This is a genomic window from Pseudomonas sp. Z18(2022) (assembly GCF_036346535.1).
In the GTDB taxonomy this organism is placed as follows: domain Bacteria; phylum Pseudomonadota; class Gammaproteobacteria; order Pseudomonadales; family Pseudomonadaceae; genus Aquipseudomonas; species Aquipseudomonas yamanorum_A.
In genome coordinates this window covers 1-16293 of the sequence record NZ_JAOTOA010000042.1, presented here as the reverse complement: position 1 = coordinate 16293, position 16293 = coordinate 1, and the positions used below count along the sequence as shown (strand labels likewise).

Genomic DNA, 16293 nt, shown 5'->3' with positions numbered 1-16293 from the left:
CGACGGGGCAGGGACGCCCCGTCGCGGCGGCCCGCTTCGTGCTACCGGAGAGAGGGCACACCGAGCATTAGCGAGGTGCCGAGTGGTGGGGCAAGAGCGTTTTGCTTACTTTTGCGCTTTTCAAAAGTGAGCCGCTGTAAGAGCGGAACCCATATCAGCCATAACCGAAGAAACGGATATGCCCCCGATCTACCACCCCCGCAACCGCTCCCAAACCTGCACCTCACCATTCTCCAGCAGCGCGCCATAGCTGCCGAACTGCGTCCCCGTAGCACACGCATGGTTAGGCAAAACCCTCAGCCGCGTCCCCAGCGGAAACCGCTCAACCACATCCACCGCCACCCCGTCGAACCAAGCCACCCCATGCTCCTGATTCGCGCTGCCCACCAGCAACCCCTCAATCACCTCACCACCCTCGGTACACACCTGCCCATAACCAAAATCCCGCTTCTGCGACTGCGTCCCACGATCCCGACTCATCGCCATCCACCCCGCGTCGGTAATGATCCAGCCCTTTTCCACCTGATGCCCGATCACCGTAGTCAGCACACTCAACGCCAGCTCATCAATGCCGCACACCCCAACGTTATGCATCACCAAATCAAAAAACGCATAAACCCCAGCCCGCAGCTCAGTCACACCCTCCAGGCTCACCGCCGACAGCGCCGTGGGCGTCGACCCCACACTCACCTGCAAGCAAGGCAAACCCGCCCCCCGAATCACCTCGGCCGCCGCAACACAGCGCGCCCGTTCCTGCTCGGCAATCGCCCGCAACGCCTCAGGCGTATCCAGCCCGTAACTTTCCCCGGCATGAGTCAACACCCCGGCAAGCATCCCGCCGCCATGCAGCAGCCTGGCGATCTCCAGCAACAGCGGATCCTGAGGCTTCACCCCGGACCGGTGCCCATCACAGTCAATCTCAATCAGCATCGCAAAAACCTCACCCTGCAGCGCACCAAACTCGACAATCGCCCGGGCCCCGGCAAGGCTGTCGGTGATCAGCGTCAGCGCACATCCCTGACGACGCAACGCCAACGCCTGAGGCAATTTATGCGGCGCCATCGCCACCGCATACAGAACGTCCCGAATGCCGAGGTCGAAAAAATACTCGGCCTCCTTCAACGTCGAAACCGTAATCCCCCTGGCCCCTGCAGCGATTTGCGCCGCTACCACCTCGGCGCATTTATGGGTCTTCACATGGGGCCGCAAGCTCACCCCCAGGTCATCGGCGCGCTGCTGCATACGCAGGATATTGCCCTGCATCCGGCTCACATCCAGCAAAGCTGTCGGGGTTTCCATCGTGCACACTCCAAAAGGTAAATTGACGGTCTATCCAGTACTGGATATGTTGTCTGAATGAAAAAACACACTCCCGAACAAGCGGCCTTGATCAGCCAACTCGAACAGATTGCCGAAGGCCTGAGCAAGACCTTCAGCCCGTTTTGCGAGGTCGTGCTGCACGACCTGCGCGACCCGCAGCACGCAATCATGGCCATCCACAACAACCTCTCCGGGCGCCAGCCGGGTGACCCGGCCACCGAGCTGGGCCTGGCGCGGATCGCCGATCCCGAGTACCCGCAGGTGATCGCCAACTACCAGAACCAGTTCGCCGATGGCCGTCAGGTCAAGAGCACTTCCATCGGCATCAAGGACTCCACCGGCAAGTACGTGGCGGCCTTGTGCATGAACGTCGACCTCTCGTTGTTCCGTGGCTTGCAGGGCATGCTGGAACAGTTCGGCTCGGTCAGCGGCGACCGGCCCGCCGAGTCTCTCGACCCGTCCGGTGCCGATGCCATTCGTGCGCGTATCGACCAGTTCGCCGCACGCCTGGCGACCACCCCACGTGCCCTCAGGGCCGCCGACCGGCGCTTGCTGATGCAAGAGCTGAAAGAAGCCGGCGTGATGGACATCCGGCGCGCCATGGAAACGGTTGCCTCACACCTCGGGGTCTCGCGGGCGGCCGTCTACACCTACGCCAAATGACCTACGCCAAACGCGCCACGGCTTCGATTTCAATCAGATAGCCGTGGTGCAGTTCCGGCACCGGCACCACGGCGCGGGCCGGGCGGTGATCCCCCAACGCAGCGGCGTACAAGTCATCAAATTCCGGCCAGTGTTTTACCCCCACCACGTACACCGTGACCTTCACCAGGTCTGCGGGTAAACCGCCTGCGGCCTTCAAAATCGCCAACAGGTTGTCCAGGGCCACCTGAGCCTGTTCGGCAAACGACGCTTCAATGTTGTGGCGCCCGTCCGGGCTCACCGGCAATTGCCCGGAGATGTACAGCGTGCCCTGATGGCTCACGGCCTGGGCGTAGTGCCCGGCAGGCTGGGAGGCAGTGGCTGTGTGGTGAATCTTCATTATCGGCAGTTCTCAAGCAAGGGAGGGAAGGGGAGCAGGTTGTTCATCGGCGGCACCGTGGCCAATCACCGCCGTGGCCACGCCGCAGCCGAACACGTTGGTGGCGGTACGGCCCATGTCGAGGATCGGGTCTACGGCGAGGATCAGCAGCAAACCGGCTTCCGGCAGGCCGACCATCGGCAGGCCCGCCGCGAGCACCACCAGTGAGCCGCGCGCCACGCCGGCGGTGCCTTTGCTGATGACGAGCAAGGTCAGCAGGATCATCACCTGATGGCCGAAGCTCATCTCGATGCCATAGGCCTGGGCGATGAACATCACGATAAACGCCTGGTACATCATCGAACCGTCGAGGTTGAACGAGTAACCCAGGGGCAGCACAAAACTGTTGATGCGCTTGGGCGAGCCGAAGCTGTCCAGGGCGGCGATGGTCTTGGGATAGGCCGCCTCGCTGCTGGCGGTGGAGAACGCCAGCAACACCGGGCTGCGCAGCAACTGCAACAGCTGTTTGAAACGTGCGCCCAGCGCCAGGTAACCCACGCCGCTGATCACCAGCCACAGCACCGCCAGGCCCAGGTAGAACTGCGCGATCAACTTGCCAAAGCTGACCACCATCCCCAGCCCGTACAGGCTGATGGTGGCGGCAATCGCGGCAAATACCGCCAGCGGCGCGATCACCATCACGTATTCGGTGATGCGGAACATCACCTGGGTCAGCTCTTCCAGCACGTGCAGGATCGGCGACCTGGCGCTGCCCTTGACGAACGCCAGCGCTGCGCCGAAGAACAACGAAAACACCACGATCTGCAGCACCTCATTGTTGCCCATGGCCTCGACGATGCTGCGGGGGAACACATGGGACAAAAAGCCCGACAGGTTGAAGCTGGCGGTGTTCAAACCGCTGTTGCCGTTGGCCGCCACACTCAGGTTGAGCCCCGCGCCTGGCTGGAACAGGTTGGCCAATGTCAAACCGATCAGCAGCGATACCACCGACGCAATCAGAAACCAGGTCATCGCCTTCAACCCGACACGGCCGATGGAACCGCTGTCGGCCATGCTTGCCACGCCACTGATCAACGTCGCCAGCACCAGCGGCGCGATGACCATCTTGATCAGGCGCAAAAACACGTCGGTGACCATGCTGAAGTAACCGGCGATGGTCTTGGCGGTGTCGGCGTCCAGTTGGGCATGCAGCACGGCCCCCACCAGCACGCCAAGGATGATCGCAATCACAATGGCCCGGGCCAGGTAACGATTTTTCATAAGCACCTCTTGTTGTTAAAGCCCAGGGAACACCCGGGCATTTTTATAGGCGGCAGAAATTGCAGGCAGCAGGAAGCCGTGTGGCAAGCACGCTCGCCACAGTATTTTCTTGTTGGAGGTTTTAGCCCTTTAGCAGGCTCGCGTACTTCTCGATATCGACGTTGCCACCGGTCACGATGATGCCCACGCGCTGGCCCCGGAACTGCTGCTTGAGGTTGCGCAAGGCCGCAAGGCCGAGGCAGCCGGTGGGCTCCACGACCATCTTCATGCGTTGCATGAAGAACTTCATCGAGGCCACCAACTCGGCATCGGAGACGGTGAGGATGTCGGTGACCTGCTCGCGGATGATCGGGAAAGTGTGATTGCCAAGGTGCTGGGTCTGGGCGCCGTCTGCGATGGTCGCGGGCGTGTCGATGTGCACGATGCTGCCGGTCTGGAAGGAACGCTGGCCGTCATTCCCGGCTTCGGGCTCGACCCCGTACAGCAGGCAATCGGGCGACAGCGCGCGGGTGGCCAACGCCGTACCGGAGAGCATGCCGCCGCCGCCCAGGCCGACAAACAAGGCATCCAGCGGGCCGGTGAACTCCAGCAGTTCCTTGGCGGCAGTGCCCTGGCCGGCCAGCACGTCCGGGTGGTCGTAGGAGGGGATCAAGGTCATGCCGTGCTGCTCGGCCAGGGTGCGGCCGATCTGCTCGCGGTCTTCGGTGATGCGGTCGTAGAACACCACGGTCGCGCCGTATTCCCGGGTGGCGGCGACCTTGGCGGCCGGGGCGTCGGTGGGCATCACGATGGTGGCCGGCATCTGCAACAGGCGGGCGGCCAGTGCGATGCCTTGGGCGTGATTGCCCGAGGAAAACGCCACCACACCGGCCTTGCGCTGCTGTTCATCAAACCGCGACAGCGCATTGAACGCACCGCGAAACTTGAATGAACCGGTGCGTTGCAGGTTTTCGCATTTGATGAACACCTGGGCCCCGGTCTCGGCGTCGAGGGTGCGCGAGGTGAACACCGGCGTGCGGTTGGCAAAGCCCTCCAGACGTTCGGCGGCTTTGATCACGTCATGGTACGAAGACAGTTGCATGGAAAGGACCTCTGAAAATGACCCGGGCACGGGCGCATTGCATTTGCTGTCTGGATAAAATATCCATAACTGTACAAAATGTAAAGCGCGGCATGCCCAGGGTTTTCAGTGCCCGACCAGCTCCTCCAGCAACTGCTCCTTGTAGCCCTGCAATACCGATGAGCTGCGCTCCCTCGGATGCGGCAAGTCCACCCGGATTTCATGTTTGATTCGCCCCGGGTGGGCATCCATCACGATCACCCGGTCGCCCAGGTACAACGCCTCTTCGATGTCATGGGTGACCATGATCACCGTGCAGCGCTGTTGCACCCAGATCCGTTGCAGTTCCCGTTGCAAGTGCACCCGGGTCAGGGCATCGAGGGCGCCCAGCGGTTCGTCGAGCAGCAGCACCTTGGGTTTGTTGATCAGTGCCCGGGCGATCGCTGCGCGTTGCGCCATGCCGCCGGAGAGCTGGTGCGGGTAGGCATTTTCAAAGCCGCTGAGGTTGACCAGGGCGATGTGTTCGGCCACCTGCCGGTCTTTTTCGGCCTGGGCCAGTTTGTGATTTTTCAGGGCCAGGGCGATGTTCTGGCTGACCGTCATCCACGGGAACAGGCGGTGGTCCTGGAACACGATCCCGCGCTCCAGGCTGGTGGCGGCGATGCGTTGACCATCCAGCAGGATGTCGCCTTCGTACTCGGCCTCCAGCCCGACAATCAGCCGCAGCAACGTGGATTTGCCGCAGCCGCTGGCGCCGACGATGCTGACAAATTCCCCGGGGTGCACGTCGAGGTTGATGTTGTGCAACACCGGCAGCGGCTTGCCCTCGATGCGGTAGGCCTTGTTCAGGCCGCGAATCTGCAGGGCGCCGGTCTGCACGGCGGTGTGGAGGGCGTGATGGGCGATTGCGTTCATGTTCATGGCCTTCAACGAAGATTGCGCCAGCGCAGCACATGGCGGCTGAGGCGGGTAAACAGCAGGTTCATCAGGTAGCCCAGCAGGCCGATGCACAACACGCTGAGCACGATCACTTCCATGCGCGAGCCGGCCTCGGCGTTCATCATCAGGTTGCCCAGGCCGGCGCCGGAGGACAGGAACAGTTCACTGCCGATGGCAGTCACCCAGGCGAAGGCGAGGGCATGCAATACGCCGGTCGCGATACTCGGCAACGCCGCCGGCAGCAGCACATGCACGAACTGCTGCACGGGGCTGAGCACCAGCACCTGGCCGACCTCGCGGTAGCGCCGCTCCACATGGCTGAAGCCCTGGTAGGTGTTGAGCACCATCGGGTAGAAGGCCGCCAGGCTGACGATCAGCACCTTGGAAAACTCACCATTGCCGAACCACATGGCAATCAGCGGGATCCAGCCCAGCATTGGCACCTGGCGGATCGAATGGAACAACGGGCCGATCAAACGGTTGGCCACGCCGGACAGCGCCATCAGCACTCCCAGCACCACGCCGAACAGGATGCCCAGGGCCAGGCCGCTGCTGGTGCGGGCCAGGCTGGCCAACAGGTTGACCAGCAGCTCGCCGTTGCCGAGCATTTCCAGTAGCGCCGAGCCAATCGCCGACAGCGGCACGAAGGCATACGCGCCGGCCGCGTCCTGGCGCGAGGCGTATTCCCAGGCGAGGATCAACAGCAGTGGCAGCAGCAGGCCGCGGGATTTTTTCAAGAGGTTCATGCCGGGCTCCTAGCGGGTTTGCCAGCGAAACAGCCGCTGTTCGAGTGAGCGAAAGCCAAAGTCGAGGGCAAAGCCGATCACCCCGGTGACCACCACGCCCACCATCACCACGTCGATGCGCAGCATCTGCCGGGCCATCTCGATCATTTGCCCCAGGCCGCTGTCGGCCGCCAGCAACTCGGTGGCCACCAGCACCACCCACGCGCGGGTCAGGCTGATCCGAAAACCGGTGATGATCGGCGGCGCGGCGGCGGGCAGGGCGATGCGCCAGACGAAGGTCGGCCAGCGCAGGCGGTACACGTCGGCCACTTCGAAGTAACTGCGGGGAATGCCCTTGACCCCTTCGCTGGCGGCCAGGGCCACCGGGAAAAACGCGGTCTTGGCGACGATGATGATCTTGAAGGTTTCATCAATGCCGAACAGCAGTACAAACATCGGGATCAGCGCGATGCTGGGGATCTGGCGCAAGGTGTGGAACAGCGGCGCGCAATACACCTCGACGTTCTTTGACAGGGCCATCAGCACGCCGAAGGCCAGGCCGCACAGCGAACCGATGCCAAAGCCCAGGCCGAGGCGCGACAGGCTGTTGCCCAGGTGTTCAGCGAGTTCGCCGCTGGCGAGCAGTTCTTCGAAGGTTTGCAGGACCTGAGCCGGCGGTACCAGCAGGTTGCGCGGGAAGATCCCGAGGTGCGCCACCAGCGTCCAGGTGGCGAGCAGGGCCAGGGGCGAGATAAGCCAGGTCAGGGCAGTGAGTAATCGGTAGGGGCGCATGGCGGGTCTTATTTCAGCGAAGTACCGGGTGAGCATCGCAAGACATGTGCCATATCCCCCCCAAACAACACCGACCCTTTGTAGGAGCCCGGCTTGCCGGCGATGGGGCCCTTGAAACCAGTGCAATGCTCAAGGCCGCCATCGCCGGCAAGCCGGCTCCTACGGTGAAATATGGTGGTGGGCTGCTGCTGCAGCAACACCCCATCAGCAATCACCTCAGAAGTCGTAGCTCACACTGGTGTAGTAAAACGCCCCCTGCGCACCTTCCGGGCTGGTGATCGAGTAGATCGGCACACCATACAACTGCGCGCCGGAGGCCTTGTCCGGGTGGGTGTTGAACAGGTTCGTCGCGCCGGCAGACAGCTTGATCCCCTTGCCGAGGTTGTAGGACACGTCCAGGTCGGTGACCCATTGCGGGCTGAAGGTCTGGTCGAGGTTCGGGTTGGCGGCGTTGAGGCTTTTCCATTCGCCGTAACGGCGCTGGGCCACGGTGACACCCCATTGTTCATAAGCCCAGTTGGCACTCAGGGTCAGCTTATAGTCCGGCGTGCCGTGCTCGATCAGGCCCTGGGTGGTGCGGCCGATGATCTGGTTGCCGGGGATGTTGCCGACGTTGCGCAGGTCGGTGATTTGCGTGCGGTTACGTGCGTAGCCGGCGTTGAAGTTCACGCGGCCCCATTGCTGCAGGTCGAGTTTGTAGTTGCCGGTCAGTTCGATACCGTCGGTGCGGGTGTCGGCGATGTTGGTGTAGAACGCCGCGCTCTGGATGTTGGCGTAAGGCGTGCCGGCGAAGATCGGCGAGACCACCGACGCCGGCAACTGGTCGGACAGCGTAATGCGGTTATTGATGTTGATGCGGTAGGCATCCACCGTCACCGACGCGTTATCCAGCGGCTGCCAGACCAGGCCCAGGGAGTAGTTGGTCGATTCCTCGGGCTTGAGCTGCGTGCCACCCAACGCCTGGGCTTCCGGGCTGTTGGCGCGCAGCGTGCGCTGTTGCACCTCGACGTAATTGCCGCTGCCCGGCGGCTGCTCCACCACCTGCACGCTGAACGACGACATGCCGCTCTGGGCCAGGGACGGTGCTCGATAGCCGGTGCTGGCGCTCGCCCGTGCGGCGATCTGTGGGGTGAAATCGTAGCGCAGCGACAGCTTGCCGTTGGTGGTGTCGCCAAAGTCCGAATAGTGCTCGGTACGCACCGCAACGCCGGCCTGGAACTTCTCGGTGACCTGGCCTTCGACGTCGACATACGCGCCCAGCACCTTGCGTTGCAGCGAGGCGGCATCCACCGGGGTGATCCCCGAGTAATACCCGGCAAGCCGGCGCCCGGTCACCGGGTCGATGGTGTTGAACAGCGGGCCATTTTGCGAGGCGGCAGGCGCGCCCGCGCTCAGCTGGTAGTTCTCCTGGCGCCAGGCCAGGCCTGCGGAGACGGTCAGCGGCTTGAACAGCAAGTCGGTAGGGAAGTCCCGCACCCAGTCCAGGGTCACGTTGGTCTGGTCGTTCTTGCGCTCGCCGGTGTAGATCGTCGCCGGGCTGTTGGCGCCCCAGCTGGGGTTGATCGCGTTGTAGTCGGTGGACTTGACGATGTTGGTGCCGTGGTTCAGCGCCAGGTCGAACTTGCCCAGTTGCTCGTTTTCGTAACGCAGGCCGCCGGTGGCCGCATAGTCTTCCAGGGTGTAGCGGGTGATCGGCAAACGCCCGTCCGGGTAGCGCTGCAAGGAAACGCTGCCGTAGTTGTTGTACAGCGCGGTGGGCGGGTCGAAGAAACCGGTGGAGTCGGTGTTCTTGTGGGAGTAGGTGGCAAAGCCGTAGGCGGTCAGCCCTTCGCCAACCCCCATTTCACTGTTGGCCAGGAAGTTGTACTGGTCGGAGACATTGTTGGAGCCCCAGTTCCAGGTGCGGTAGCGGTTGTTCTGTTCACGGGGCGTGTTGACGCTGGTATCGCCGCGATAAAAGATCCGGTTGTCGGGGTTGGTGTCGCTGGCCGGGTCCTGGCTGCCGGCGTCGAAACTCAAGGTCAGGAAGCCGTCGTTGGGCAGCTCGAAGCCTTTCCAGCCGCTGTATTTGCGCTGCATGCCGTCGCCCTTGTTGTAGCCACCGAAGCGATAGCCAACGTTGCCGCCGTCGTCCTTTTGCTTGAGCACGATGTTGATCACACCGGCGATCGCATCGGAGCCGTACTGGGCGGCGGCGCCGTCGCGCAGGATCTCTACGTGGTCGATCGCGCTCAACGGGATCAGGCTCAAATCCACCGCTGCTGCGCCCCGGCCGTTGGCGAGGCTTTGGCGGGTGATGTTGGCGCTGGTGTGGCGGCGCTTGCCATCCACCAGCACCAGCACCTGGTCGGAGGCCAGGCCGCGCAGCGAAGCGCCTTGGGCGATGGAGCCGGCGAAGGCGCCTTGGGGCGACTGCGGGAAGCTGAAGGACGGCGACAGTGCCGTCAGTGCGCCGGACAGGTCGGCAGCGCCGGTTTGCTGCAATTGCTCGCCGCTCAATACATCCACCGGCGCGGCGCTTTGCAGCGCGGTGACGTCGCTGCGGCGAGTGCCGAGTACTACCACGGTGTCGAGCTTGTCGGTCTTGGCAGTGGGCTGCGCATCAGCGGCTACAGCGGGCACGGCAAGGCTGCCCATGACCAGCGCGATCGCGCCGGCCAACGCAGTGCGTTGGAACATAGAAAGGTCCTTTCGAAGAATGTTGGCGATGGCGGGCCGGGCGCTGTGGCTCAAACAATGAAGGTCAACTGTGGGAGCTGGCTTGCCTGCGATGATGGCGGCACAGCCAACATAGTGTTTGGCTGACCCACCGCTATCGCAGGCAAGCCAGCTCCCACATTTGATCTCCGTTCGTTTGGTAAATAGTGTCCGGCGCCTGAAGTTAGAAGCGGCTGGTCACGCTCAGCCCCACGGTGCGCGGGTCGCCATAGGTGATCACGTACTGCCCCAGGCCACCGTTCGGCCGGCCATGTACCTGGTAGCGGCGGTCGGTGAGGTTGTTCACAAACCCGGTGACGCTGAGTTTTTCGTCGGCGCTGTACCAGGTCAGGCGGCTGTTGGCCAAGGTGTAGTGCGGTTGGCTCAAGTCCTTGTCGGCGCTGCTCTGGCGGTCGGCGAGGAAGTATTCCTTGTCGCGAAAACTCACGTCGGCACCGGCCACCAGCTTGCCGCCGATCTCCAGCGGGATGGTGTAGTCGCCACCCAGGGACACCACGTTGCGCGGCGAGCGCACGAAGCTGTTGCCGCTGTAGTCGCCGGTGACCGCACCGGTGTTGGGGTTGGTGTTCTTGAAGTCGGTGTATTGGCTGTCGAGGAACGAAATCGCCGCCCGCAGGTGCAGGTAGTCGGTGGGCTGGCCTTCCAGTTCCAGCTCGGCACCCTTGACCTTGCCCTTGGCGCCGTTGGTCAACGCGGTGGTCAGTACGCCGTTGTTGACGGTCAGCAGGTTGACCTGAATGTCCGAGTAGTCGTAGTAGAAGATGTTCGCGTTGGCCGTCAGACGGTGGTTGAACCACTCGGACTTGACGCCGAATTCGTAGGCGTCGAGTTGTTCCGGGTCCACTGTGGTCAGCTGCGACAGGCTGGTGGACAGCCCGGTGTTGAAGCCGCCGGAACGGAAGCCGTGGGCATAACGGAAGAACACCCGCACGTTGTCGTTGATCCGGTATTCCGGAGTCAGGTCATAGGTCCAGGCTTCCCAGGTCTTGTCCTCCTGGCGGTTGCCGTTGGTGCCGACGCCCGCCAAAGGAATCAGCGGGCCGTTGGCAGTGGCGCGGGTCAACTGGGTGAGGTCGAGGTCGATGTCTTTCTTTTCCTGGGTCCAGCGCAGGCCACCGGTCACGCTGAAGTTGTCGGTGAAGTCATAGGTCAGGTTGCCGAACAGCGCGTAGCTGTCGGTGGTGTGGTTGTAGCTCAGGTCACGGAAGTCCGTGGCGCCGTTGATCTGGTTGGAGCCGGTGCCGTTGGGTGTGGGGCCCGGGGCGATAAAGCGTCCGGCGCTGCTGTCCAGGTCTTCATGGAAATAGTGCGCACCGGCCAGCCAGCGCAGGGTTTCCTGCTGGGGCGAGGCCAGGCGGAATTCCTGGGAGTACTGGGTGTATTTGTTGTCGGCGGTGGCGGTACCGTTGACCTCGTAAGGCGTGTAGTCGGCATCCCCGGTGGACTGGCCACGGATGTAGTCGTAGGCGCTGATGGAGGTCAGGGTGTAGTCGCCCAGGTGCCAGTTGAGGGTCAGCGACGTGCCGTCGTGGTTGAGCTTGGAGTCGTCGTCCACGTTCAACGCAATGTTGCGTCCGGCGGGACGGGTGTAGCCCGCGTTGTAGTAGCGGCCCAGGGTCAGCGCACCGTTGGCGCCGTCGCCCTTGAACTCGCGGCTGTGGATCTTCCACAGCGCGTCCAGGTCCGGGTTGAGCTGGGCGAAGAATTGCAGGCGCACGGCCTTCTTGTTGACGTCGCCGTAGGTGTGATCGTCGATCAGGTTTTTCTGGAAGCCGTCGCGCTCCTCGGAGTACAGCGAGATCCGTGCCGCGAGTTTTTCCGGCACCAGGGTGCCGCCGATGGCGCCGTTGACGATGCGTTCGTTCTTGCTGCCAAAACCGATGGTGCCGTAGCCATCGGTGTCGAAGGTGGGTTTCTTCGAGATGATATTCACCGCGCCCGCCGTGGTGTTCTTGCCATACAACGTGCCTTGGGGGCCGCGCAGGATCTCGATGCGTTCGAGGTCGAACAGCGGGCCGCCACCGGCAATCGGTGCGTTCAGGTACACGTCATCGGCGTAGATGCCCACCGGGTACACAGTGGCCGCGCCGGTGTCGCCGGTACCCAGGCCACGGATGTACCAGCGTGGTCGACCGTCGCCGTCGGGGTTCTTTGCCGAGGCGTTGGGAATGAAAGTGGTGATGTCGCCCATCGAGCGTACGCCGTCGGCAATGATGCTGGTGCCCTGGACCGCCGATACCGCTACCGGAACCTCTTGCAGGGTTTCTTCCCGGTGTTGTGCGGTGACGGTCACGGTCTTGAGCGACGGCTCGGTTTTGCTGGCGTCGTTTTCGGCTGCTTCGGCGGCCAATAGAGGTTCACTGGCGGTGCCGCCTGCCAGCAGTAAAGCGAGCCACAGGCCCTTGGTGATCGGATTAAGTGTGTGCATGAAATCTCCCCCGGAAAAGTTTCCTTGAAGGGGCTAGAGCAGAGATCGTGCCAAGCGGATTTCAGGGCTGATACATGATTGTAAGATATTGATATATAACGATTAAAAAATTGAAGGCGAGGGCGTTTTCGAGCAATTGAAAGCGCAGCCGAAGGCCGCTTTAAAAGCGTGTCGAAGATTCAGCAGAAGTTGCTTGGAGGGTGCTGCTGGAGCAGCAGGGGAAGTGTTGCCAGGCAAGCACTGTAGGAGCCGGCTTGCCGGCGATGGCACCCTTTGATGTCGCACTGTTCTCAAGGGCCTCATCGCCGGCAAGCCGGCTCCTACAGAGGGGGTTAGACGGCTACGCGAGAGGTGGAGCCGATGACTTTTTCCAGCACGCTGAAATCAATCCAGTCACGCACATCGAAACGCCGTGGAATGAAGTTCCAGCGATGCAGGAAATCGGTGAAGTCCTGCAAGGCGTCGATGGAGCGCGAATCCAGTGTGGTGCGCAGCCGGCGATGGGCATCTTCACCATAGGCCGCGGTCACCCAGTATTCGCTGGTGTTGAGTTCCTGGGCCAGGAAGCGCCGGGTTTCGTCCGGATTGGCCCAGGCCCATTGCTCGGTGCGCAGCACGGTGTCGACAATTTTCACGCTGGCGTCGAAGTGCTCCTGCAACAGGTTGATGTCCACCGTCAGGGTGCGCGGCGTGCCGTTGTTGGAACGGATCAACGGGTCCGGGTGCGAGCCGGTGTCTACCACCACATGCAAGCCGAACTCGTTGGCCAGGTGCACGGCGTGGGCACCCTTGAGGAAGATCGCGTCGATATCACCGCGCAGCAGGCCGATCAGCTCGTTGTTGCGCCGGCTGAAACGGCTTACCCCAAGGCTCGCCGGGGAGCCGTAGACGTATTGCACCTGGTTGTCGCTGTAGGTGCCGCCGTAGGGGTAGTCCACCAGCTCCACGTCCGAGACTTCCAGGCCTTCGAGCTTGAGGGCGTTTTCCAGGCCACGCAGGGCCTGGGCGCGGGTGAAGTCGATCTGCACGTTGGCCCATTTCGGCAGGCCGAAGCGCCGGTTTTTCAAGTCGCGTACGCTGCGCACACCGCTCTCGGCGGTGGTCAGGATCAACTGCACCTCATCGCTCCACGACAGCCCCAGCACGCGGGTTTCGACGCCACTGGCGTAGGCCCAGATCGCCGGGATATTACCGCCGTGACGCACCGAGTTTTTCAGGTGGTGGTCGTAATGCGCTTCGCGAACTTCGCGCTCCGTGGACTCGCGCAACGACTGGATATTGGTGCCGAAAGGCAGGAACGCCTCCGCCAGGCGGCCGGACTGCACCGCAATGCCGAGGCCGGTGGGAACCGGGCTGTGGGTGTACCAGAGAGTATCGAGTGGTTTGCTCATAAGGGTCTTCGTTCAAATCCATGAAATAGGAAACCTTTGCAGGAGCCCGGCTTGCCGGCGATGAGGCCCTGAAGGTCATTGCCGCATTCAAGGCCGTCATCGCCGGCAAGCCGGCTCCTACACGGGTTAGCCTGCCAGCGCGGTTTTGCCGTTCAAGAGTGCTTCCAGCGGCCGTGCATCAATCCATTCACGCACATCAAAACTGTTCGGGATAAAGCGCCAGCGGTGCAGGAAATGCGTGAAGTCCTGCAGCGCGGCAATCGCCTGTTCATCGAGGCCGGTGCGCAGGCGCAAGTGGGCGTCGTTGCCATAGGCGGCCGTGACCCAGTACTCACTGCTGTTGGTTTCCTGGGCCAGGTAGCGCCGGGTTTCTTCCGGGTGGGTGTGGGCCCATTGCTCGGCGCGCAGGACCGAGTCGAGGATGCCGCTGGCGACGTCGAAGTGGTTTTCCAGCAGGTTCAGGTCCACCGCCAAAGTCCGTGGGGTGCCGTTGTTGCTGCGGATCAGCGGGTCCGGGTGGGAGCCGGTGTCGATCACCGTGTGCAGGCCGAAATCATGGGCCTGCTGGGCGGCGTGGGCGCCCTTGAGGAAGATCGCATCGACCTCACCCTGCAGCAGGCCGATCAGCTCCAGGTTGCGTTCGGTGACTTTCTGGGTGACCGGCGTGCCGGCGATACTGCGCACCGGGGTATCGCTGAAGGTGCCGCCGTAGCGGAAGTTCTTCAGCTTCACGTCGCCGACTTTCAGGCCTTCCAGCGACAGCGCATTTTCCAGCCCGCGCAGGGCCTGGGCACGGGTGAAATCAATCTGTGCGCCGGCCCAGTCGGGCAGGCCGAAGGTACGGCCCTTGAGGTCCTTGACGGTTTTGATGCCGCTGTCCTGGCGGGTCAGGATCAGTTGCACTTCATCTGCCCACGACAGGCCGATCACCCGGGTTTCCCGGCCTTGGGCACGGGCCCAGATCGCCGGGATATTCCCGCCATGGCGTACCGAGTTGCGCAGGGTGTGATCGAAGTGCGATTCGCGCACCGCCTTGTCGTCGGACTCACGCAGCGATTGCACCTCGGTGCCGAGGGCGCCGACGGTGGCTTGCAGCCAGCCTTTTTGCACCGCAATGCCCAGGCCCGTGGGCACGGGGCAGCGGGTGTACCAGAGCGTATCGAGAGGTTGGGTCATCGGGGTTTCTCCCACAGCGTTCAGGCGCTGGCTTTCAAGGGTTGGATGGCCGGGCGCTGGTGCACCAGGGGCAGGACTTCCTGGCCAATGCGCATGGCTTCTTCCAGGTGTGGATTGCCGGCGAGGATAAAAGTCGAGAAGCCGGCGTCGCGGTATTCCACCAGGCGCTCGGCGATGTTCTGGTGGCTGCCGACCAGGCCCACGGTGGGTCCTGGTTTTGCCTTGGCAAACCCGGCCCAGAGGTTGGGGCCGATGATCAGGTCGTCGAAGCGGTCGACGTTCTGGTGGTAAGCGGTCTGGCGTGCGCCGCCGACCGAATCAGAGCCGCTGGTAAAGCCCTTGGCGACCTGGCTGCTCTTGCCTTCGAGCTTGTCGAACTGGCGGCGCAGGTCTTTCCAGGCTTGCTCTTCGGTCTCCCGGGCGAACAGATCGACCCGCAGGCCGAAGCGCACGGTGCGGCCTTGTTTGTCGGCCAGTTCACGCACGCGCTCGATATGCGGCTTGAGTTTGTCGATGGGTTCGGCCCAGTTCAGGTACACGTCGGCGTGTTTGGCGGCTACATCGAGGGCGGCGTCGGAGAAGCCGGAGAAGTACACGCCGGGTTTGCGTTCGTGGTGCAGGCCATGGGGCAGGGCGCCGTTTTCCAGTTGGTAGATATCACCGTCGTAGGAGAATTTTTCGTTCTCCCAGAGGCCCTGGATGATGTCGAGGAATTCGCCGGTGCGTTTGTAGCGCAGGTCGTGTTCGAGGAAGTCGCCGTTGGCGCGTTGGCTGGCGGGGTTGCCGCCGGTGATGATGTTCCATTCCACGCGGCCACGGCTGAGGTTTTGCAGGATCGCGGCTTGCTGGGCGGCGTAGGCGGGCAGGGTCCAGGTGGCCTGGAAGGCGATCAGGAACTTGATGCGCCGGGTTTCGCGGGCCAGGGCGGCGGCGACGATCCACGGCTCGGGGCCGGTGGGCAGCAGGGCGCCTTCGAAACCGGCGAGTTCGGCGGCCTTGGCGACCTGGGCGATGTAGTCGATGTAGGTGAAATCGTCGGGTTGGCCGTTGGGCAGGCGGCCCGGGGCTATGTTGCCGGGGCGGTAGTGCGGGTTGCCGCGGTTGTGTTTGTCGGTGGTGAGTTGTGGGCCGTCGGTGCCCAGTGGCAGGCGCCAGAAGAATTCAGTGGTCATGGGTGCTCCGGAGTCAGTCGCGTTAGGTGCGGGGACCTTTTGGTATTGGGACTGCAACGGGCATGCCATGGGGGGTTGGGCCAATGGGGGCGGGGGTTTGGGGTTTTCTGGGTGGGAGGGGTGCGTCTGTAGCAACACTGGGTCAGCAGTGGGTGTTGGGGGTGAAGCAGTCGCCGTTTTGCGTGTACATATCCGTTGCTGCGGTAACGGCTGCTTATGGTTTCGCTCTTACAGCGACTCACTTTGGAAAAGCCCCAAAGTAAGCAAAGG

13 protein-coding genes are annotated in these 16293 nt (G+C 62.8%); 1 reads left to right on the top strand and 12 read right to left on the bottom strand.

What is annotated here, in order from left to right:
- Window positions 1-189 precede the first annotated feature (189 nt).
- On the bottom strand, window positions 190-1299 hold the full coding sequence (locus V3W39_RS33030) for an alanine racemase (protein WP_330214137.1): 1110 nt from the start codon (window positions 1297-1299) through the stop codon (window positions 190-192).
- A 57-nt stretch (window positions 1300-1356) separates the two neighbouring features.
- Between V3W39_RS33030 and V3W39_RS33025 the strand changes: the two genes are divergently transcribed.
- Window positions 1357-1983, top strand: coding sequence for a helix-turn-helix transcriptional regulator (locus V3W39_RS33025; protein ID WP_330214136.1), 627 nt, complete (start codon window positions 1357-1359; stop codon window positions 1981-1983).
- Window position 1984: 1 nt separating this feature from the next.
- Here the strand turns inward: V3W39_RS33025 and V3W39_RS33020 are convergent, their stop codons facing one another.
- The 11 genes from V3W39_RS33020 to V3W39_RS32970 form a co-directional block, all read right to left on the bottom strand.
- Complete coding sequence (locus tag V3W39_RS33020; protein WP_330214135.1) at window positions 1985-2362, bottom strand: RidA family protein; 378 nt, start codon at window positions 2360-2362, stop codon at window positions 1985-1987.
- Window positions 2363-2374: 12 nt separating this feature from the next.
- Window positions 2375-3622, bottom strand: a complete 1248-nt coding sequence (locus tag V3W39_RS33015) for a dicarboxylate/amino acid:cation symporter (RefSeq protein WP_177116169.1) — start codon at window positions 3620-3622, stop codon at window positions 2375-2377.
- 121 nt (window positions 3623-3743) lie between these two features.
- Window positions 3744-4703: a threo-3-hydroxy-L-aspartate ammonia-lyase gene (locus V3W39_RS33010; protein WP_177122175.1), complete on the bottom strand. Its 960-nt coding sequence runs from the start codon at window positions 4701-4703 to the stop codon at window positions 3744-3746.
- A gap of 105 nt (window positions 4704-4808) precedes the next feature.
- A complete protein-coding gene (locus tag V3W39_RS33005) occupies window positions 4809-5597 on the bottom strand; it encodes an ABC transporter ATP-binding protein (RefSeq protein WP_330214134.1) in 789 nt (262 codons plus the stop codon).
- An 11-nt stretch (window positions 5598-5608) separates the two neighbouring features.
- Window positions 5609-6367 (bottom strand): ABC transporter permease, encoded by a 759-nt coding sequence (locus tag V3W39_RS33000; protein WP_010171307.1) that lies wholly within the window; start codon window positions 6365-6367, stop codon window positions 5609-5611.
- Window positions 6368-6376: 9 nt separating this feature from the next.
- The gene (locus V3W39_RS32995) at window positions 6377-7138 is read right to left on the bottom strand and encodes an ABC transporter permease (RefSeq protein WP_177079647.1); all 762 of its coding nucleotides are present in this window, start codon (window positions 7136-7138) and stop codon (window positions 6377-6379) included.
- A 216-nt stretch (window positions 7139-7354) separates the two neighbouring features.
- Window positions 7355-9817 carry a TonB-dependent receptor plug domain-containing protein gene (locus V3W39_RS32990; protein ID WP_330214133.1) on the bottom strand — a complete coding sequence of 821 codons (2463 nt, stop codon included), beginning with the start codon at window positions 9815-9817 and terminating at the stop codon, window positions 7355-7357.
- A 202-nt stretch (window positions 9818-10019) separates the two neighbouring features.
- Window positions 10020-12284 carry a TonB-dependent receptor gene (locus V3W39_RS32985; protein ID WP_330214132.1) on the bottom strand — a complete coding sequence of 755 codons (2265 nt, stop codon included), beginning with the start codon at window positions 12282-12284 and terminating at the stop codon, window positions 10020-10022.
- Window positions 12285-12616: 332 nt separating this feature from the next.
- On the bottom strand, window positions 12617-13675 hold the full coding sequence (locus V3W39_RS32980) for an ABC transporter substrate-binding protein (protein ID WP_177079644.1): 1059 nt from the start codon (window positions 13673-13675) through the stop codon (window positions 12617-12619).
- Between the two features lie 126 nt (window positions 13676-13801).
- Entirely contained in the window at window positions 13802-14851 is a 1050-nt protein-coding gene (locus V3W39_RS32975) for an ABC transporter substrate-binding protein (RefSeq protein WP_177122170.1), read from the bottom strand.
- Window positions 14852-14871: 20 nt separating this feature from the next.
- Window positions 14872-16023, bottom strand: coding sequence for an LLM class flavin-dependent oxidoreductase (locus V3W39_RS32970; RefSeq protein ID WP_330214131.1), 1152 nt, complete (start codon window positions 16021-16023; stop codon window positions 14872-14874).
- Between the last annotated feature and the right edge of the window lie 270 nt (window positions 16024-16293).